The sequence below is a fragment of the Massilia sp. Leaf139 genome (genome assembly GCF_001424165.1).
Classification (GTDB): Bacteria; Pseudomonadota; Gammaproteobacteria; order Burkholderiales; family Burkholderiaceae_D; genus Telluria.
The window spans coordinates 686,652-703,091 of the sequence record NZ_LMOJ01000025.1; the positions used below are offsets into that span (position 1 = coordinate 686,652).

Annotated in this window: 11 protein-coding genes and 1 tRNA gene; 8 read left to right on the plus strand and 4 right to left on the minus strand. The window is 61.4% G+C overall.

Annotated elements, in window-relative coordinates; all coding sequences use genetic code 11:
• Positions 1 to 126: 126 nt before the first annotated feature.
• The 3 genes from ASF77_RS20865 to ASF77_RS20875 all read right to left on the minus strand — a co-directional run bounded on the left by ASF77_RS20865 (position 127) and on the right by ASF77_RS20875 (position 3,325).
• Positions 127 to 981 carry an endonuclease/exonuclease/phosphatase family protein gene (locus ASF77_RS20865; protein ID WP_056343943.1) on the minus strand — a complete coding sequence of 285 codons (855 nt, stop codon included), beginning with the start codon at positions 979 to 981 and terminating at the stop codon, positions 127 to 129.
• 108 nt (positions 982 to 1,089) lie between these two features.
• Positions 1,090 to 2,130 carry a tRNA (adenosine(37)-N6)-threonylcarbamoyltransferase complex transferase subunit TsaD gene (gene tsaD / locus ASF77_RS20870; protein ID WP_056343945.1) on the minus strand — a complete coding sequence of 347 codons (1,041 nt, stop codon included), beginning with the start codon at positions 2,128 to 2,130 and terminating at the stop codon, positions 1,090 to 1,092.
• A gap of 136 nt (positions 2,131 to 2,266) precedes the next feature.
• Positions 2,267 to 3,325 (minus strand): 3-deoxy-7-phosphoheptulonate synthase, encoded by a 1,059-nt coding sequence (locus ASF77_RS20875; protein WP_056344247.1) that lies wholly within the window; start codon positions 3,323 to 3,325, stop codon positions 2,267 to 2,269.
• Between the two features lie 124 nt (positions 3,326 to 3,449).
• On the opposite strand from ASF77_RS20875, the gene ybiB reads away from it, so the two are divergent.
• From ybiB to ASF77_RS20910, 7 genes are all read left to right on the plus strand, one after another.
• Positions 3,450 to 4,421 (plus strand): DNA-binding protein YbiB, encoded by a 972-nt coding sequence (gene ybiB / locus ASF77_RS20880; RefSeq protein WP_229445522.1) that lies wholly within the window; start codon positions 3,450 to 3,452, stop codon positions 4,419 to 4,421.
• A gap of 130 nt (positions 4,422 to 4,551) precedes the next feature.
• Positions 4,552 to 5,760, plus strand: coding sequence for an NAD(P)/FAD-dependent oxidoreductase (locus ASF77_RS20885; protein ID WP_056343951.1), 1,209 nt, complete (start codon positions 4,552 to 4,554; stop codon positions 5,758 to 5,760).
• A 203-nt stretch (positions 5,761 to 5,963) separates the two neighbouring features.
• Positions 5,964 to 6,176 (plus strand): 30S ribosomal protein S21, encoded by a 213-nt coding sequence (gene rpsU, locus ASF77_RS20890; protein WP_005665410.1) that lies wholly within the window; start codon positions 5,964 to 5,966, stop codon positions 6,174 to 6,176.
• Between the two features lie 130 nt (positions 6,177 to 6,306).
• The gene (locus ASF77_RS20895) at positions 6,307 to 6,756 is read left to right on the plus strand and encodes a GatB/YqeY domain-containing protein (protein ID WP_056343955.1); all 450 of its coding nucleotides are present in this window, start codon (positions 6,307 to 6,309) and stop codon (positions 6,754 to 6,756) included.
• 115 nt (positions 6,757 to 6,871) lie between these two features.
• Positions 6,872 to 8,668, plus strand: a complete 1,797-nt coding sequence (gene dnaG, locus ASF77_RS20900) for a DNA primase (RefSeq protein ID WP_056343958.1) — start codon at positions 6,872 to 6,874, stop codon at positions 8,666 to 8,668.
• 256 nt (positions 8,669 to 8,924) lie between these two features.
• The gene (gene rpoD, locus ASF77_RS20905; protein WP_229445523.1) at positions 8,925 to 11,156 is read left to right on the plus strand and encodes an RNA polymerase sigma factor RpoD; all 2,232 of its coding nucleotides are present in this window, start codon (positions 8,925 to 8,927) and stop codon (positions 11,154 to 11,156) included.
• 131 nt (positions 11,157 to 11,287) lie between these two features.
• Positions 11,288 to 11,366, plus strand: a tRNA-Ile gene (locus ASF77_RS20910).
• A 163-nt stretch (positions 11,367 to 11,529) separates the two neighbouring features.
• Here ASF77_RS20910 and ASF77_RS20915 read toward each other — a convergent pair.
• On the minus strand, positions 11,530 to 12,219 hold the full coding sequence (locus tag ASF77_RS20915; protein WP_056343964.1) for a hypothetical protein: 690 nt from the start codon (positions 12,217 to 12,219) through the stop codon (positions 11,530 to 11,532).
• Between the two features lie 354 nt (positions 12,220 to 12,573).
• On the opposite strand from ASF77_RS20915, the gene ASF77_RS20920 reads away from it, so the two are divergent.
• Positions 12,574 to 13,761, plus strand: a complete 1,188-nt coding sequence (locus ASF77_RS20920; RefSeq protein WP_082493936.1) for an HNH endonuclease — start codon at positions 12,574 to 12,576, stop codon at positions 13,759 to 13,761.
• Positions 13,762 to 16,440: the final 2,679 nt, after the last annotated feature.

Below are 16,440 nucleotides of genomic sequence, written 5' to 3' on the forward strand. Positions count from 1 at the left end.
AAGGCGAGTCAACGCGGCGCGGGTGCTCGGTGGGCACGGGGCGCCCACCCTACGGAAATGTAGGGTGGCCGGCTCCACCCGGATGCGTATAAAGCGTTTGCGCGTGCGCCGTCCACGCCTTCAAACTCAACCCCCCGGAATCAGCTCCAGCACCACCGGCTGGTGATCCGACGCCGCCGTCTCCGACTGCACCTCCACACTGGCCACGCGCCGCGCCAGATCCTCGGTCACGAAGAAATAATCGTAGCAATCCGGCTTGTCCGGCCACGGATAGCCGTGCAGGCCCGTGGTCGGCGCGCGCGCGTGATCCGAATGGCGCGCGGCCCAGGCGTCGACCAGGCTGGACGCGCCGTCGAGGCGGGGCGCGAGCAGGGCCTGGTAGTCGGCGTCGCCGGGCGCCATGTTGAAGTCGCCGCAGTAGATGGCCGCGGCCGGGCGTTCGCCCAACTGATACGGCGCGTCCATTTCCGGATGCGCTGCGAAGATGCGGGCGCGGGCGCAGGCCTCGGCGTGCAGTTCGCGCAGGCGGTGTACCTGGGCCATGCGCTGCAGCGGCGAATGGTATTCGAGGTGGGTCGTGACCAGGCGCAGCTTCGAACCCGGCGTGTCGAGCACGACTTCGGTAGCGCCGCGCGGCATGCCGGGCGCATGCCCGGGATCGGCGGGCCAGGGCAGCAGGTGGCGCTGGGCCTGGGTAATGCGGTATTTGGAGAGGATCAGGTTGCCGAACAGGCGGGGGACGTTGTTGCGGTAGATTTCACTGGGCGCATGCTCGATTGCATGGAAGCCGCCGAAGGCGCCGGCCAGCTGCTTGAACTGGTTGGCGGTGGCGCTGCCTTCGAGCTCGGGGTGGTTGGCGGCGACTTCCTGGAGGCAGATGATGTCGGGATTGAGTTTGCGCAGCACATCGATGATCGCGTGGATACGGATGCGCCCGTCCTTCCCGCAACCCCAGTGAATGTTCCAGCTTACAACGCGCATGTAGTACCTCCCAAAACTGAACCGCCAGAGTTTGCCACCGTTCGGTGCAGGGCGGTCACACGGTAGGATCGTTGTCAGCGTTGCAAGTTCACTCGCGCAAGCCTAGGATCAGGCGGCTTCCAGCTCGTCTAAGGGCCAGCGTGGGCGCACGTTGAAAGCGTACTCGCGCGTGGCCAGCGCCGGGTTGCGCTCCAGGCGCAGGGCCCCGGCAAAGGCGATCATCGCGCCGTTATCGGTGCAGAATTCGAGCTCCGGATAGTACACGCGGAACTTGCGCTTCTCGGCGGCGGCATTCAGGGAGGCGCGCAGCTGCGCGTTCGCGCCGACGCCGCCGGCGATCACCAGGCGCTTGAGGCCCGTGTGGCGCAGCGCGTTCACACATTTCGCGGTCAGCACGTCGACGATCGCATCGACGAAGCCACGCGCGATGTTGGCCTTGTCCTGCTCGCAGATATTCGCGACGAGCTTCTCTTCATGGTTCTTCACCACGGTCAGCACGGCGGTCTTCAGGCCCGAGAAGCTGAAATTGAAATCCTTCGAGTGCAGCATCGGGCGCGGCAGCGTGTAGGCGGCCGGGTCGCCGAATTCGGCCAGGCGCGAGATCGCGGGGCCGCCCGGATAACCGAGGCCGAGCAGCTTGGCCGATTTGTCGAAGGCTTCGCCGGCCGCGTCGTCCAGGGTCTCGCCGAGCAGCGTATAGCGCCCGACGCCGTCGACCCGCATCAGCTGCGTGTGCCCGCCCGAGACCAGCAGGGCGATGAAGGGAAATGCCGGCCGGTCGCTCGCCAGCAGCGGCGACAGCAGGTGGCCCTCGAGGTGGTGCACGCCGAGCACGGGCTTGTCCAGCGCCAGCGCCAGGCTGCAGGCGACCGAGGAGCCGACCAGCAGCGCGCCGGCCAGGCCCGGGCCCTGGGTGTAGGCGATGGCGTCGATATCGCCCTTGGCGATGCCGGCCTTGTCGAGCGTCTGTTCGAGCAGGGGCAGGGCGCGCCGGATATGGTCGCGCGAAGCCAGTTCCGGCACCACGCCACCGTACTCCTCGTGCATGGCGACCTGCGAATGCAGGGCATGGGACAGCAGCCCGCGCTCGGTATCGTACAGAGCCAGGCCGGTTTCATCGCAGGAGGATTCGACGCCGAGAACAATCATGGGAAAAGCCGGAAGGGGAAAGCGGAAGGCAGCATTGTAAATCACATGGGCGATAGACGCCGGACAGCGGCAGATGCGCACCGTAGGGTGGGCACCCCGTGCCCACGCGTACGTGCCTGCGCATACCACCACCGCATCACGGACGCTGCATCAACTCCTTGTGCGCATTCCTCAGCATCGTCACCGTATCGTCCCAGCCGATGCAGCCATCCGTCACCGAGCAGCCATACTTCAACTGGCTCAAGTCCGACGGAATCGGCTGGTTTCCCGCCACGATATTCGATTCGATCATCACGCCCACCAGCGACCGATTACCGTGCCTGATCTGCTGGATCACGTCCGACATCACCAGCGGCTGCAGTTCCGGCTTCTTGTAGCTGTTCGCGTGCGAGCAGTCGACCACGAGATTGGCCGGCAGTCCCGCCTTTTTCAGGGCCTGCTCGGCAATCGTGACCGACACCGAATCGTAGTTCGGGCGGTCGCCGCCGCCGCGCAGCACGACGTGGCCGTACGCGTTGCCGCGGGTGCGCACGATCGAGACCGCGCCCTTGTCGTTGATACCCAGGAAGGCATGCGGATTGGCCGAGGACAGCACCGCGTTGATGGCGATGCCCACGTCGCCGTCGGTGCCGTTCTTGAAGCCGACCGGGGTGGAAAGGCCCGAGGACATCTCGCGGTGGGTCTGCGATTCGGTGGTGCGCGCGCCGATTGCCGTCCAGGCGATCAGGTCGCCCAGGTACTGCGGCGAAATCGGATCGAGCGCCTCGGTGGCCGTCGGCAGGCCCAGTTCGCAGACGTCGATCAGGAACTGGCGTGCGCGTTCCATGCCGACGTCGACCTGGAACGAGTCGTCCATGAACGGATCGTTGATATAGCCCTTCCAGCCGGTGGTCGTGCGCGGCTTCTCGAAGTAGACGCGCATCACCAGCAGCATGGTCTCGCTGACCTCGTCCTGCAAGGCTTTCAGGCGGCGCGCATAGTCCAGGCCCGCTTCCGGATCGTGGATCGAGCAGGGGCCGACCACGACGAACAGGCGCCTGTCCTTGCGGTCGAGGATGTCGCGCAGCGCGGCGCGGCCGTTCATGACGGTGGTAAAGGCGCGCTCGGACAGCGGCAGCTTGGCATGCAGCTCGGTCGGGGTCGGCATGCGTCCGAACGAGGTAACGTTGGTATTTTCGATATCTGGAGTGATCAGCATGATGCGGCCCATTGGACAAAGTCGGATCGACGAGTGTAGCGCCAAAAATGCTTGTGTGCAGCAGACAAGTCAAATGCAGGGCAAACCCGCGACGGTGTAAGCTGGCGCCATGGACACCAAAATGCATACCGACCCATTCCCCGCCGCCCACTTCATCAAGGAGATCGGCCGCGGCGTGAAAGGCGCGCGCAGCATGACGCGCGTCGATGCCGCAGCGCTCTACAAGGCCATGCTGGACGGCCGCGTCTCCGACCTCGAACTGGGCGCCATCCTGCTCGCCATGCGCATCAAGGGCGAGTCGGTGGACGAGCTGGCCGGCTTCATGGACGCCGCAGAAGAGGCCTTCGCGCCGCTGCCGGCGCCCGCCGGCGAGTTCGCGCCCGTGCTCATCCCAAGTTACAACGGCGCGCGCAAACTCGCCAACCTGACGCCGCTCCTGGCGCTGCTGCTCGCGCGCGAAGGCGTGCCGACCCTGGTGCATGGCGTGCGCAGCGATCCGGGCCGCGTCACCACGGCCGAGATCCTGGCGGAACTCGGCCTGGCCGAAGCGGCCACCAGCGCCACCGTGCACGACGCCTTCGAAGCGGGCCGTCCGGCCTTCATGCCGATCGAGACGCTGGCGCCGGCTTTGTCCCACATGCTGTCGCTGCGCCGTATCCTCGGCGTGCGCAACTCGACCCACACCATCGTCAAGATCCTGCAGCCCTTCGAGGGCGCTGCGCTGCGCCTGGTCTCCTACACCCACCCCGAATACCTGCAGACCCTGGGCGAGTATTTTCTGAGCGCCGCGCCGCACGCGCGCGGCGACGCCTTCCTGATGCGTGGCACCGAAGGGGAGACCGTCGCCAATCCGCACCGCGCCCAGCAGATCGACTGGTTCCACGAAGGCCAGCGCGAGCTGCTGGTCGAACGCGATCCGCCGGCCGACACCTTGTCGGCCGTGCCCGAGGCGCGCGACGCGGCCGCCACTGCGGCCTGGATCCGCGCCGCCTTGGCCGGCGAAGCGCCGGTGCCCGTCTCGATCGCGAATCAGGTGGCGCGCGTGACGGCTGCCGCGCGCGAGGTACGCCGGCGCCATCCGCTCGCCGTCTAGCCGCCGTCTGGCTGCTTTCGCAACAAGCCAACCGTAAAACCACAGTGGCTGCATCGGCCGTGCGGCCGGTGCAGCCAGCGTTTACAATGGCGGGTTTGGAATTTGGCGGCGGCAGTTCGTTGCAACAATCATGGCAAAACAATTCGATGTAGCGATTATCGGCGCGGGCGCGGCCGGAATGATGTGCGCGGCGATCGCCGGCGCACGCGGCAAGCGCGTGGTGCTGATCGACCACGCGGAAAAACTGGCCGAGAAAATCCGTATCTCCGGCGGGGGACGCTGCAACTTCACCAACATCAACGCGGGGCCGGCCAATTTCCTGTCCGAGAATCCGCACTTTTGCAAGAGCGCGCTGTCGCGCTACACGGCCCAGGACTTCCTGGCGCTGGTCAAAAAGCACCGCATCGGCTACCACGAGAAGCACCGCGGCCAGCTGTTCTGTAACGACTCGGCCGAGCAGATCATCGCCATGCTGAAGGCCGAGTGCAGCGCGGCCGAGGTCAACTGGCGCATGCCATGCAAGGTGCATGGCGTGACGAAAGAGGCGGACGGCTACGTCGTTGCCACCGACCATGGTGACATTGGCGCCGACAGCGTCGTGATCGCCACCGGTGGCCTGTCGATTCCGAAGATCGGCGCGACCGATCTGGGCTATCGCATCGCCACCCAGTTCGGCTTGCCATTGGTCGAGCCGCGTCCGGGCCTGGTGCCGCTGACCTTCGATGGCCCGAGCTGGGCCGCTTTCGCTCCGCTGGCCGGCATCGCGCTCGAGGTCGAGGTGTCCACGGGCTCCGGCAAGGGGAAAAATGCCAAGCGTGGCCTGTTCCGCGAAGACCTGCTGTTTACCCACCGCGGCCTGTCCGGCCCGGCGATCCTGCAGATTTCCAGCTACTGGGAACCGGGCACGCCGATCGTCGTGAACCTGCTGCCGGAAATGGACGTGGCCGACGAACTGATCGGTTCGAAAACGACGGTCAAGAAGCAGCTCGGCAACGTGCTGACCCAGTGGCTGCCGGCGCGCCTGGTCGAAGGCTTGCTGCTGGCCAATGGCCTCGCGCCGGACGCCCGCCCGGCCGACATGCCAGATGCCAAGCTGCGCAAACTGGGCGACGCCATCAACCGCTGGGCCATCGTCCCGACCGGTTCCGAAGGCTACCGCAAGGCCGAGGTCACCCTCGGCGGCGTCGACACCCGCGCGCTGTCGCAGCAGACGATGATGGCCAAGGATGTGCCGGGCCTGTATTTCATCGGCGAAACGGTGGACGTGACCGGCTGGCTCGGCGGCTACAACTTCCAGTGGGCCTGGGCTTCCGGCTACGTGGCAGGGCAGAGCGTCTGAGGGCGCCTGACAACACCTTCATGGCAGCGTTGCATCGTCTCGCCGTACTAGCGTACTGTCTTCGACGATGCGCCTTGCCCTGAAGGCGTTGTCAGACGCTCCGCAGGCTGTATCAAATTCATCACACCCATGTAATCTCTTCCACTAGCCGCTAAAACCTGCTAAACTTTCGTTCTTTCTAAATCCAACGGTTTCATTTTTACATGACCACTATCCGCCTTAAAGAAAACGAGCCGTTCGAAGTCGCAATGCGTCGCTTCAAGCGCACCATCGAAAAAACCGGTCTGCTGACCGAACTGCGCGCACGCGAGTTCTACGAGAAGCCAACTGCAGAGCGTAAGCGCAAGCTTGCCGCTGCCGTGAAGCGCCACTACAAGCGCATCCGCAGCCAGCAACTGCCTAAGAAACTGTACTAAGACTGTCCTGCCGGTTGATCCGGTGACGTAGCAGTAGGCTCGTCCCGGCAGCTGCGAGAAGTCCTGCGAACCCGCCCTGGTTGTATCCCGGCGGGTTTTGTTGTTTGTCCCTATTCATTTCGGAGAATCCATGAGCTTGAAAGAACAAATCACCAACGACATGAAAGCGGCGATGCGCGCCAAGGAAGCCGGCAAGCTCAACACCATCCGCCTGCTGCTGGCCGAAATCAAGCGCAAGGAAGTCGACGAGCAGATCGAGGTGAACGACCAGCAAACCGTGGCCATCGTCGAAAAGATGATCAAGCAGCGCAAGGATTCGATCACCCAGTTCGAAGCCGGCAACCGCGCCGACCTGGCCGAGATCGAAAAGGCCGAGCTCGAGGTGCTGGTCGCCTACATGCCGGCCGGCCTGTCGGACGAGGAGATCGCCGCCGAAGTCGCCGCCGCCGTGGCTGCCTCGGGCGCCGCCGGCCCGCAGGACATGGGCAAGGTCATGGCCATCGTCAAGCCAAAGCTGGCAGGACGTGCCGACATGACGGTCGTCTCGACCCTGGTCAAGAAAGCGCTGACTGGCGCCTGAAGTAACACAAAGTGAGCACAAACGGGTCGGTCTTGCCCGGGCTTGTTGTAAATCAATTTACTGCGAGCGCTGCGGTATAGTCTGACCTTAGACAAATACGGTGTAAGCCTCCCACGTGATTCCGCAATCCTTCATTACCGATCTGCTCAACCGCGTCGACATCGTCGATGTGGTTGGGCGCTACGTCCAGCTCAAAAAGGGCGGCGCCAATTACATGGGGCTGTGTCCTTTCCATAGCGAAAAGTCCCCCAGTTTCACGGTCAGCCCGACCAAACAGTTCTATCACTGCTTCGGTTGCGGCGCCCATGGCACCTCGATCGGCTTCCTGATCGAATACTCGGGCATGGGCTTCGTCGATGCCGTCAAGGATCTGGCCCAGAACGTGGGCATGGTCGTGCCCGAAGCCGACGACAAGATTCCGCCCTTGCAGCGCGCCGCCCAGCAGGCGCAATCGCTGGCCATGACCGACGCCCTCAGCCAGGCCTGCGACTATTACCGCGCCCAATTGCGCGGCGCGCCGAACGCGATCAGCTACCTGAAAAACCGCGGCCTGACGGGAGAGATCGCCGCCCGCTTCGGCATGGGCTATGCCCCTTCCGGCTGGGACAACCTGCGCAGCGTCTTCTCCGATTACGAGGCCCTGGCCCTGGTCGAATCCGGTCTCGTCATCGACAAGGTCGACGAGGACGGCGGCAACAAGAAACGCTACGACCGCTTCCGCGAACGCATCATGTTCCCGATTCGCAATACCAAAGGGCAGGTGATCGGCTTCGGCGGCCGCGTGCTCGACGGCGGCGAGCCGAAATACCTGAACTCGCCGGAAACGCCGCTGTTCCAGAAGGGGCTGGAGCTGTATGGCTTGTTCGAGGCGAGGCAAAGCATCCGCGATGCCGGCTATGTGCTGGTAACGGAAGGCTATATGGACGTCGTCGCGCTGGCCCAGCTCGGCTTCCCGCAAGCGGTCGCCACCCTCGGCACCGCCTGCACCAGTACCCACGTGCAAAAGCTGCTGCGCCAGACCGACAACGTCATCTTCAGTTTCGATGGCGACAAGGCCGGCCGCCGCGCTGCCCGCCGCGCACTGGAAGCCTGCTTGCCGCAAGTGTCGGACAACAAGACCATCCAGTTCCTGTTCTTGCCGGAAAAGCATGACCCGGACAGCTTCGTGCGCGAATTCGGCGCCGATGCCTTCGCCCAGGAAATCAACGACGCCATGCCGCTGTCGCAATTCCTGCTGCGCGAAGTGACGGGCGACCACGACTTGTCGACGCCGGAAGGGCGGGCCGCCACCCAGTACGATGCCAAACCCTTGCTGCAGGCCATGACGCCATCTTCGCTGCGCCTGCAGATCGTGCGCGGCCTGGCCAGCCTGACGGAATCGAGCCCGGCCGAGATCGAAAGCCTGTTCGAATTGTCGAAGCCGGTGTCGGTGGCGAAAAAGGCGCCGCCGCGCCAGGGACGGCCGGAACCGGTCGGCCTGGAACTGCAGATCGTGCGCATCCTGGTCGCACACCCGGCGCTGTCGCTTGGTCTGGACGAAGACGCGCTGCAGGCTTTCGATCACTTCGGCCCGGAGTCGAGCGAGGCTCTGCGCTACCTGATCGGCACCGCCCAGGCCCTGGGCGAATACGGTAACTTCGCGGCCCTGTCCGAGCAGCTGAAGGAGGGCGGCAACGGCTACGACCGCATCATCGCCGAGATCGCCTCGGAGCCGGAATCCGACCCCGAGGCCGACCGCGTCTGGCTCGCTAGTGCCGTGAGGCAAATCAAGAAAGACGCGCTGAAACAGGAGACAAACCAGTTGTTTTCCAAGGGGCTGACCCCAGATCAGGTGAGCACTCGCTATCGCGAAATCACAGCCCAGCTGCAGCTTCTGGAGCGTGAAGACCTTGCCCAGATGAGTCCGCGATGAGAGGGTGTTGCAAACTCGGTCAAGGGCTCCCATGCACCTTGGAAAAAGAGGGGTGCGTGCTATAATAAAACGCTAACTATTGCAACCTTTGAAACGACTTTCGTGTCAAAAGGGGCGTGGAGTTTCAGTTAGCGCAGCAGTGTTGTACGCTGTTTGCCGCGTGATGTAAGGTAACAAAACTTTATCTTTAACCATCGTAAAGTTAGTCGTTGTGACATCGAAAGCGCCTGTGCCAACCAAGAAACCCGAACCCAACGTGGCTGCCAAAACCACCAGAACGTCCGCAAAGGCGGACAATGCACAAGACAAGGCGGAAGTTCGCACGACGGGCGCCGCGCCTGTCGTTAGCCAGACCACCGATGCCGCGGCCCTGGCCGCCATCGACACGTCGGGCTACGTGCTGCCATCCGTGAAAGTCCCGGGACGCCGCGGTCGCAAACCAAAAGAATTCACGCCCGAAAACGACGAAGTCGCCGCGCTCAATGCGGTCGAACGCGCCGAGCTGAAGGCCGTCGACAAGGCCAAGGCCAAGGATCGCAAGGCCAAAGAAAAAGCCCTGCTGAAAGACGCGTTCTCGTCCGATACCGAAGCGAGCGAAGAAGAGATCGAACTGCGCCGCCAGAAGCTCAAGGCGCTGATCAAGAACGGCAAGGAACGCGGTTTCCTCACCTACGCGGAAATCAACGATCACCTGCCTGATAACATCGTCGATCCGGAAGCGATCGAAGGCATCATCGGCACCTTCAACGACATGGGCATCGCCGTGTACGAACACGCGCCCGATGCCGAATCGCTGCTGCTGTCCGACAATGTCGCCACCGTCACCAGCGACGATGAAGCCGAGGCTGCCGCCGAGGCGGCGCTCTCCACCGTCGACTCCGACTTCGGCCGCACCACCGACCCGGTACGCATGTACATGCGCGAAATGGGTTCGGTCGAGCTGCTGACCCGCGAAGGCGAAATCGAAATCGCCAAGCGCATCGAAGACGGCCTGCGCGACATGATCCAGGCGATCTCCGCCTGCCCGGTCACGATCGCCGAGATCATCTCGGCCGCCCAGCGCATCGAAGCCGACGAAATCAAGATCGACGAAATCGTCGACGGCATGGTCGATCCGGAAGATCCGGAAGAAACCTCGCCGTCCGCCGTCGGCCCGAGCGCGGGCGAGAGCGACGAAGACGAGGAAGAAGAAGCCGAGGACGAGGAAGAGGGTGAGGAAGAAGAAGCCGCCGCCAGCACCGGCGCGGCCGGCTATTCCGCCGAGCAGCTCGAAGCGCTGAAGCAATCCGCCCTGCAAAAGTTCGGCACCATCGAGCAGCAGTTCGACAAGATGCGCAAGGCCTACGAGAAGGATGGCTACAACTCGAAAGCCTACGTCAAGGCGCAGGAAGCCATCTCCGACGAACTGCTGGGCATCCGCTTCACGGCGAAAGTCGTCGAAAAGCTGTGCGACACCCTGCGCGGTCAGGTCGACGAAGTGCGCCATATCGAGAAGCAGATCCTGGACGTGGCCGTAAACCGTTGCGGCATGCCGCGCGCCCATTTCATCAAGGTCTTCCCGGGCAATGAAACGAACCTGGAATGGGTCGACGGCGAAGTCAACGCCGGCCACGCCTACAGCGCCATCCTGGGCCGCAACATCCCGACGATCAAGGAACTGCAGCAACGCCTGATCGACCTGCAGGCACGCGTCGTGCTGCCGCTGCCGGATCTGCGCAACATCAACCGCCAGATGGCGGCAGGTGAGATGAAAGCGCGCAAGGCCAAGCGCGAAATGACCGAGGCCAACCTGCGCCTGGTGATCTCGATTGCCAAGAAATACACGAATCGCGGCCTGCAATTCCTGGATCTGATCCAGGAAGGCAATATCGGCCTGATGAAGGCGGTGGACAAGTTCGAATACCGCCGCGGCTACAAATTCTCGACCTATGCGACGTGGTGGATCCGCCAGGCCATCACCCGCTCGATCGCCGACCAGGCGCGCACCATCCGTATTCCGGTGCACATGATCGAGACCATCAACAAGATGAACCGCATCTCGCGCCAGATCCTGCAAGAGACGGGCGCTGAGCCGGATCCGGCCACCCTCGCGGTCAAGATGGAAATGCCGGAAGACAAAATCCGGAAGATCATGAAGATCGCGAAAGAGCCGATTTCGATGGAAACGCCGATCGGCGACGACGACGATTCGCATCTGGGCGATTTTATCGAGGACAACAACACGCTGGCGCCGTCGGACGCGGCCCTGCATGCCTCGATGCGCGGCGTGGTGAAAGACGTGCTGGACTCGCTGACCCCGCGCGAAGCCAAGGTGCTGCGCATGCGCTTCGGCATCGAGATGTCGACCGACCACACGCTGGAAGAGGTCGGCAAGCAGTTCGACGTCACCCGCGAGCGCATCCGCCAGATCGAAGCCAAGGCCCTGCGCAAGCTGCGCCACCCGTCGCGCTCCGACAAGCTCAAGAGTTTCCTGGAAGGCAGCAGCTGATTGTTGCTGCTGAGTTCAGCTAAGGCTTGACGGCTCGACACTAAACGCAATATCCTCTCGCCACTCTGCTTCACGGTACCGCGCCGTCGAAGCCGGTGGCGAGATCTTTTCTAGCCAATGTCCCGATTTCTGGGCCTCTAGCTCATGCCTGGTTAGAGCAGCGGACTCATAATCCGTTGGTGCGGGGTTCGACTCCCCGGAGGCCTACCAATCAAATCAAGCACTTAAGCGCAATCTTATGTCGCCTTGATGAGCTTGAGTGGAACACGTTTTCCACCTTTTACACACTTTTAAAACTCAGCGATAAACGCGCTGTAGCGGAAAACTGTGGAGCTCTCTGCGTTTTTACGGCTCAAATCCGCCAGAATGCGTCTCAGCGCGGCTTCGCGCCTTTCATCACGTCAGCAAACGACTGGCTTGGGTCGTGGCGTGGTGCAGCCTTAGGCGGCCAAGCCTCTCCGCCGAGGACCTCGACAATCGACGGCACTCGTGGCGGAGCATCAGCCGTAGCCCCCAGTGCAGCCGTTATAACGTCATCGAGCCGGCCAGCGCGGAGGGCGTCAAGCGGCGTTTCGCCAAGGGACGTCCTGACTGTTGTATAAAACAGATATTGCGAACGTGGGTGAAGGACGGCGAGGGTACGCGTGACTCGCTCGACGTGCTCACGATGGATAGCCGGGTCTGCATAGAACGCGGGATAGTAGGCCCGGCCGCTAGGGCCGGTAATTGCGAAGACTCGGTATTCTTCTAGCGCGTCGTCAAGCCAATCGACATCGACTTCGAGCACTTCGCAAAACTCATCAGCAGTTAGCAGCTCTTTGCTCTCAATTTGTCGCTTCACCATTTCTGCAGCGCGAAGGTGGGCCTCTGCCATAAACGCGTCTCCCGCAGCGATTGACTCAGGTGTGACCGTTGGGTGGCGGCGAGGCTTCGCCATTTCGGTAAAGGCTTTCTCAGCGATGCGCTCTTCTTCCTGAGCGACGAGCCACTCATCTAGGGTCGGAATCTCGGCATAGTCGGGCCAATCTGCTGGCAAATAATCTGGCAGTGCGCGCTTTGTCATAGAGCCTCCTTTGTGGCTTCAAGTATAACGCCGGCACGTCGCCGGCGCAGGCTTACGCTACCCTGTTGGCGGCCAAGTCCAGCCCACGACGGCAAGAAGCTCGGGGGTTTTGTTTAAGATTTTCGCGGGCGCAGGCTCGACCACTGGCGAAAGGTGTCGCATGCGTTGGCTCTGTCGGCAATTGAGTCGAACGCCCTCCGCGGGTTTGTCCTCACCGAACTACTCCGTGACGGTGCAGCGCTGAAGAAAAATAGTTCAGAGCGCTTAGCGAGTAAAAGTAGAAGCTAGCGAGTCGGTAGCACGTCCGTATATCGTCAGGCTACAATCCTATATTGTCGAAAAAGGGATGGCGGTATGGCAAAGGTAATCAGTCAGTTCTTCTCAGATTTAGGGTATCCCCTGCGGAACACACGTTGGTCGTGGGGTGCGCGTAACGGAAACTCTCTATTGCTGCGTACCTGGAACGACGAATATGCATTCAAAGAGCGGAAGCTGAGAGTCTTAGATATTGAGGACGCCGACCAACGGTTCGATTCGTTTGGCCTGGACGAGCGTATCGTTCAACTTAAGGCCCTATGGGATGGAAACGTCGCCGGATACACCGTTATTGCAACGGCAAAGGACAAGAACGCTCGTCCGCGCGAAATAATTGCGTACCGGGACGATGGTGTATTCGCACTCTCCCGGCTTGAGCAAAATTCCAACGGGGATATCGTTGCAATCGTCGGTGACATTGTTCCCCTCTCCGGATTAGCACTGCACGCACAGACGCACCGGACCGCGCGGGCGCAAGGCGACTTCCCCATAGGCGACGAGCAGCGCTCAGGGCTGTCCACTGACTCGTACAAGGAGAAGATTCCCGCTATCCGCGCCTGGCTCATTGAAATTTGCCACGCTCGAGGGACCGTAACGTATTCGGACGTCATGAACCGCTTTGCGCTGACGTTCTACCCTTTGCGCAATGCAATGAGTCGTCTCGGTCACGAATGCAAGGACGCCAAGGAACCTATTATCACGGCGCTCATCGTCGATAAGGATACCCGGCGCTGCTCCCAAGGGCTATTCGACGAGTTCCAGATTGATGACGATGTATTGGAGCGGGACCGGTGCTACGCTCACTGGGCGCCCACAGTCGCAGACGCATCGCCCGCTATAGTTGCCCCATTACTGAGCAGCCATCTGGGCCGACCCAACGATGAGTTTGAACAGCGCGCGGCACGATTCACAGAGGTGCAAACGCGCCCAGAGCAAAGTGTTTTCCGAGATGCGGTGTTCCGAGCTTGTGGAGGCCAGTGTGTTGTTAGCGGATGCACCGTCCCGGAGGCTTTGGAAGCTGCTCACAGACTTGGTCGCGATTGGCGTCAGGGGCACAATCGCGCGGCTGATGGCATCTTGCTTCGTCGGGACCTACACAACTTGTACGACCGTGGGCTGTTACGGATAAGTGGTACAGGCCAGGTCGAGTTGTCAGATGCGCTGCTTGCTTACTACGGCGAGTTCAACGGAGTGATGGTGACCCTAGACGCCTGGGACAACCTGTGACCAGGGAACGCGTCGAAACGTAGAAGTTGGTGCGTGAGGCATCACATTATTCCAGAGCTAAGTTTAACTTTCCGCCTCCGCGATACTCCAAGAGGGCTAAATAGGCAGACGGAGCAGGCGCTGCAGCCTACTACTCATACCTTCCGGTTTCTGCCCAAGCGCAGGCACGTTAGAGCCTGCGGCCAAAGTTGTAGGCTACAGAACTTGCTCGTAGCTGAGTACGTCGTAATAGGAATCGCATCGGTAGCCGTTCAGGTTTCCCTTCAGCGCCCCGGTCGAGAGACCTCTGTGGTTGCGGCACCGGCCGTCATCACAGGGTCCCAGTAGGCGTTGCCCTCTCGGTTCTTAGCACAGTCGCGGGGGCTAAAGATTTTGGTGTTTCGTCTGCCATCACCCCCTCATTGGCGGCTTGCAGGGAATTTGGAATCTGCGTCTAGCACCCTGCACTCAGCACTCAGCACTCAGCACTCAGCACTCAGCACTCAGCACGCAGCTCTAGGGTGAAGAACGCAGATTCGGGGTGAAACCGCAGGGGCGAGTAGTAGAGGGAGGCCAAGCGTTACGAGGGCCTCCCGGTACGAATAAAGGCACGCAGATTTCGGCAGAAGTTGCGCCGATTTAGGTTGAAGTACAGATGGGCATGGCGAAAGGCAACCGAGGAGTAAAGGAGCGCCATACGTTGCGGGGCCGCCAGCGATGAATATTGCCACGCAGATTTAGGGTGAAGTTGCGCAGATTAAGGGTGAAGTACAGGTTGGCCATGGCGAAAGGCTACCGAGGAGTAGAGGGGCGCCATACTTATGAGGCTACCGGTCACGAATACAGGCACGCAGATTCAGCTGCAGTACATGTTAGCCAAAGCGAAGGGCAATCCAGAAGCAGAGGGGCGTCAAACGTAGGAGGGTTGCTGGCCGCGAATCGGACACGCAGATTTAGGGTGAAGTTGCGCAGATTTAGGGTGGAGTACAGGTTAGCCATGGCGAAAGGCTACCGGAGAGTAGAGGGCCCCATACTTATGAGGCCCACCGGGCAGGAATTGGGCACGCAGATTTAGGGTGTGTAGTACAGGGTGGTCAAGGTGAAGGGCAATCCAGACGTAGAGGGGCGTCAAACGTAGGAGGGTTGCTTGCCAAGAATCGGACACACAGATTTAGGGTGAAGTTGTGCAGATTTAGGGTGGAGTACAGGTTAGCCATGGCGAAAGGCTACCGGGGAGTAGAGGGGCGCCATACTTATGAGGCCCACCGGGCAGGAATTGAGCACGCAGATTTAGGGCGATGTACAGGTTGGCTAAGGTGAAGGGCAATCCAGACGTAGAGGGGCGTCAAACATTATGAGGGTTGCCGGCCACGAATCGGCCGCGCAGATTTAGGGTGAAGTTGCGCAGATTCAGGGTGACGTACAGGTTGGCAACTTAACGTAGCGTCGGGCCCCCATCGAGCGACATCTTGTAACGGGTGTATTTACGTCGGACAGGGGCTGGGCGCTGTATCTCCTCGAAATTGGACTCTGCACGAATAAGCGCCAATTTATACGTTTTGAGGATTTGATAAAAAGTTCGCCGGATGGGTGCCGGCTTTGCCCATGCCATGAGTGACCGGCCGGTATGCTGCGTGGCCTGGACTCTTGCGCCGGCGCAAAACTCTTAGCAGCGCCAACCCTGCCTTTCACTCAATACCGCACCGTAGCGCCCGCGTCCGGGCGAGACGTCTTTAGGCTGTTGAGCTATTGAGCTTAGCCTACATACCCTTACGCCGACGCAAGGGGCCTCCAGCGCCACCAAAACCCCTTTTGATTACAAAGCCCCTCTGCCGCTCTGCGGCAGTTCCATCCGACCAAGCTGCGCCCCGGAGGGCGCGACGTTGAGCGCGCAGCGTGGGACGGGTACGACAGGCCAAAATCCCGCAGCATAAATGGGGAAACTCCCCGGCGATGGTTTGTAGTGTCTTCGGTATTCATGCGGGCGGAGCACGCACGAAAACAAGGAGGCGATGCGAAGCAGCGCCACCGACGTGCTGCACCCTCTCGGGAACCTGAATGCGCGTTCTTCGGTAAGACGATTTCGCGCAATGGCCGTACACGCCCTTTGCCAACAACGGCTTTCGAGCGGGCGTAGCGATGCGGGTAGTACAGCACCCCGGCCTTCGGCCGGGCGCAGAACTCCCTTTTGTTGTCAACGCTCTATCGCTGTCGCTTCGGGAAGTGCTCGGGCGACATCGGCTCTAGCACTCTCGATTGCAGCTGCCTCGGACTCTGCCGCTCGCGTGAAATCGAGGCACAACTGCCCGGGACGGCCGAGGCCTACGAGTGCATCTGTGCACCCCGCCGCGGCCAAGCGCTCTAGCGCGTCATCGACATTGCTCTCAACGCTGTATCTCAGTGTGAACTCGTACTCCATCACATCCTCCAGTAGTCCTGCCCCCTCAAAGCGTACCTCGCCTTGTAGCCCCGCGAACCATAAGCCATAAAAATCCGCTGCCCAAGACTCTCGCCGATGTGCAGCGCTAGCATTGAAGCAAGAGGGAGTCCCGTCACCTTGCGCCGGCGCAAGAACGCACGCACTCCACTTTGAAAGCAAAGGAGTGTCAACCCGACATGCAACACCAGGAGTTCTGCCGGAGAGGCAGCACCAGACATTGAAAACAAAGAGCGCTTCCGCCGATACGTAGCACCAGACCG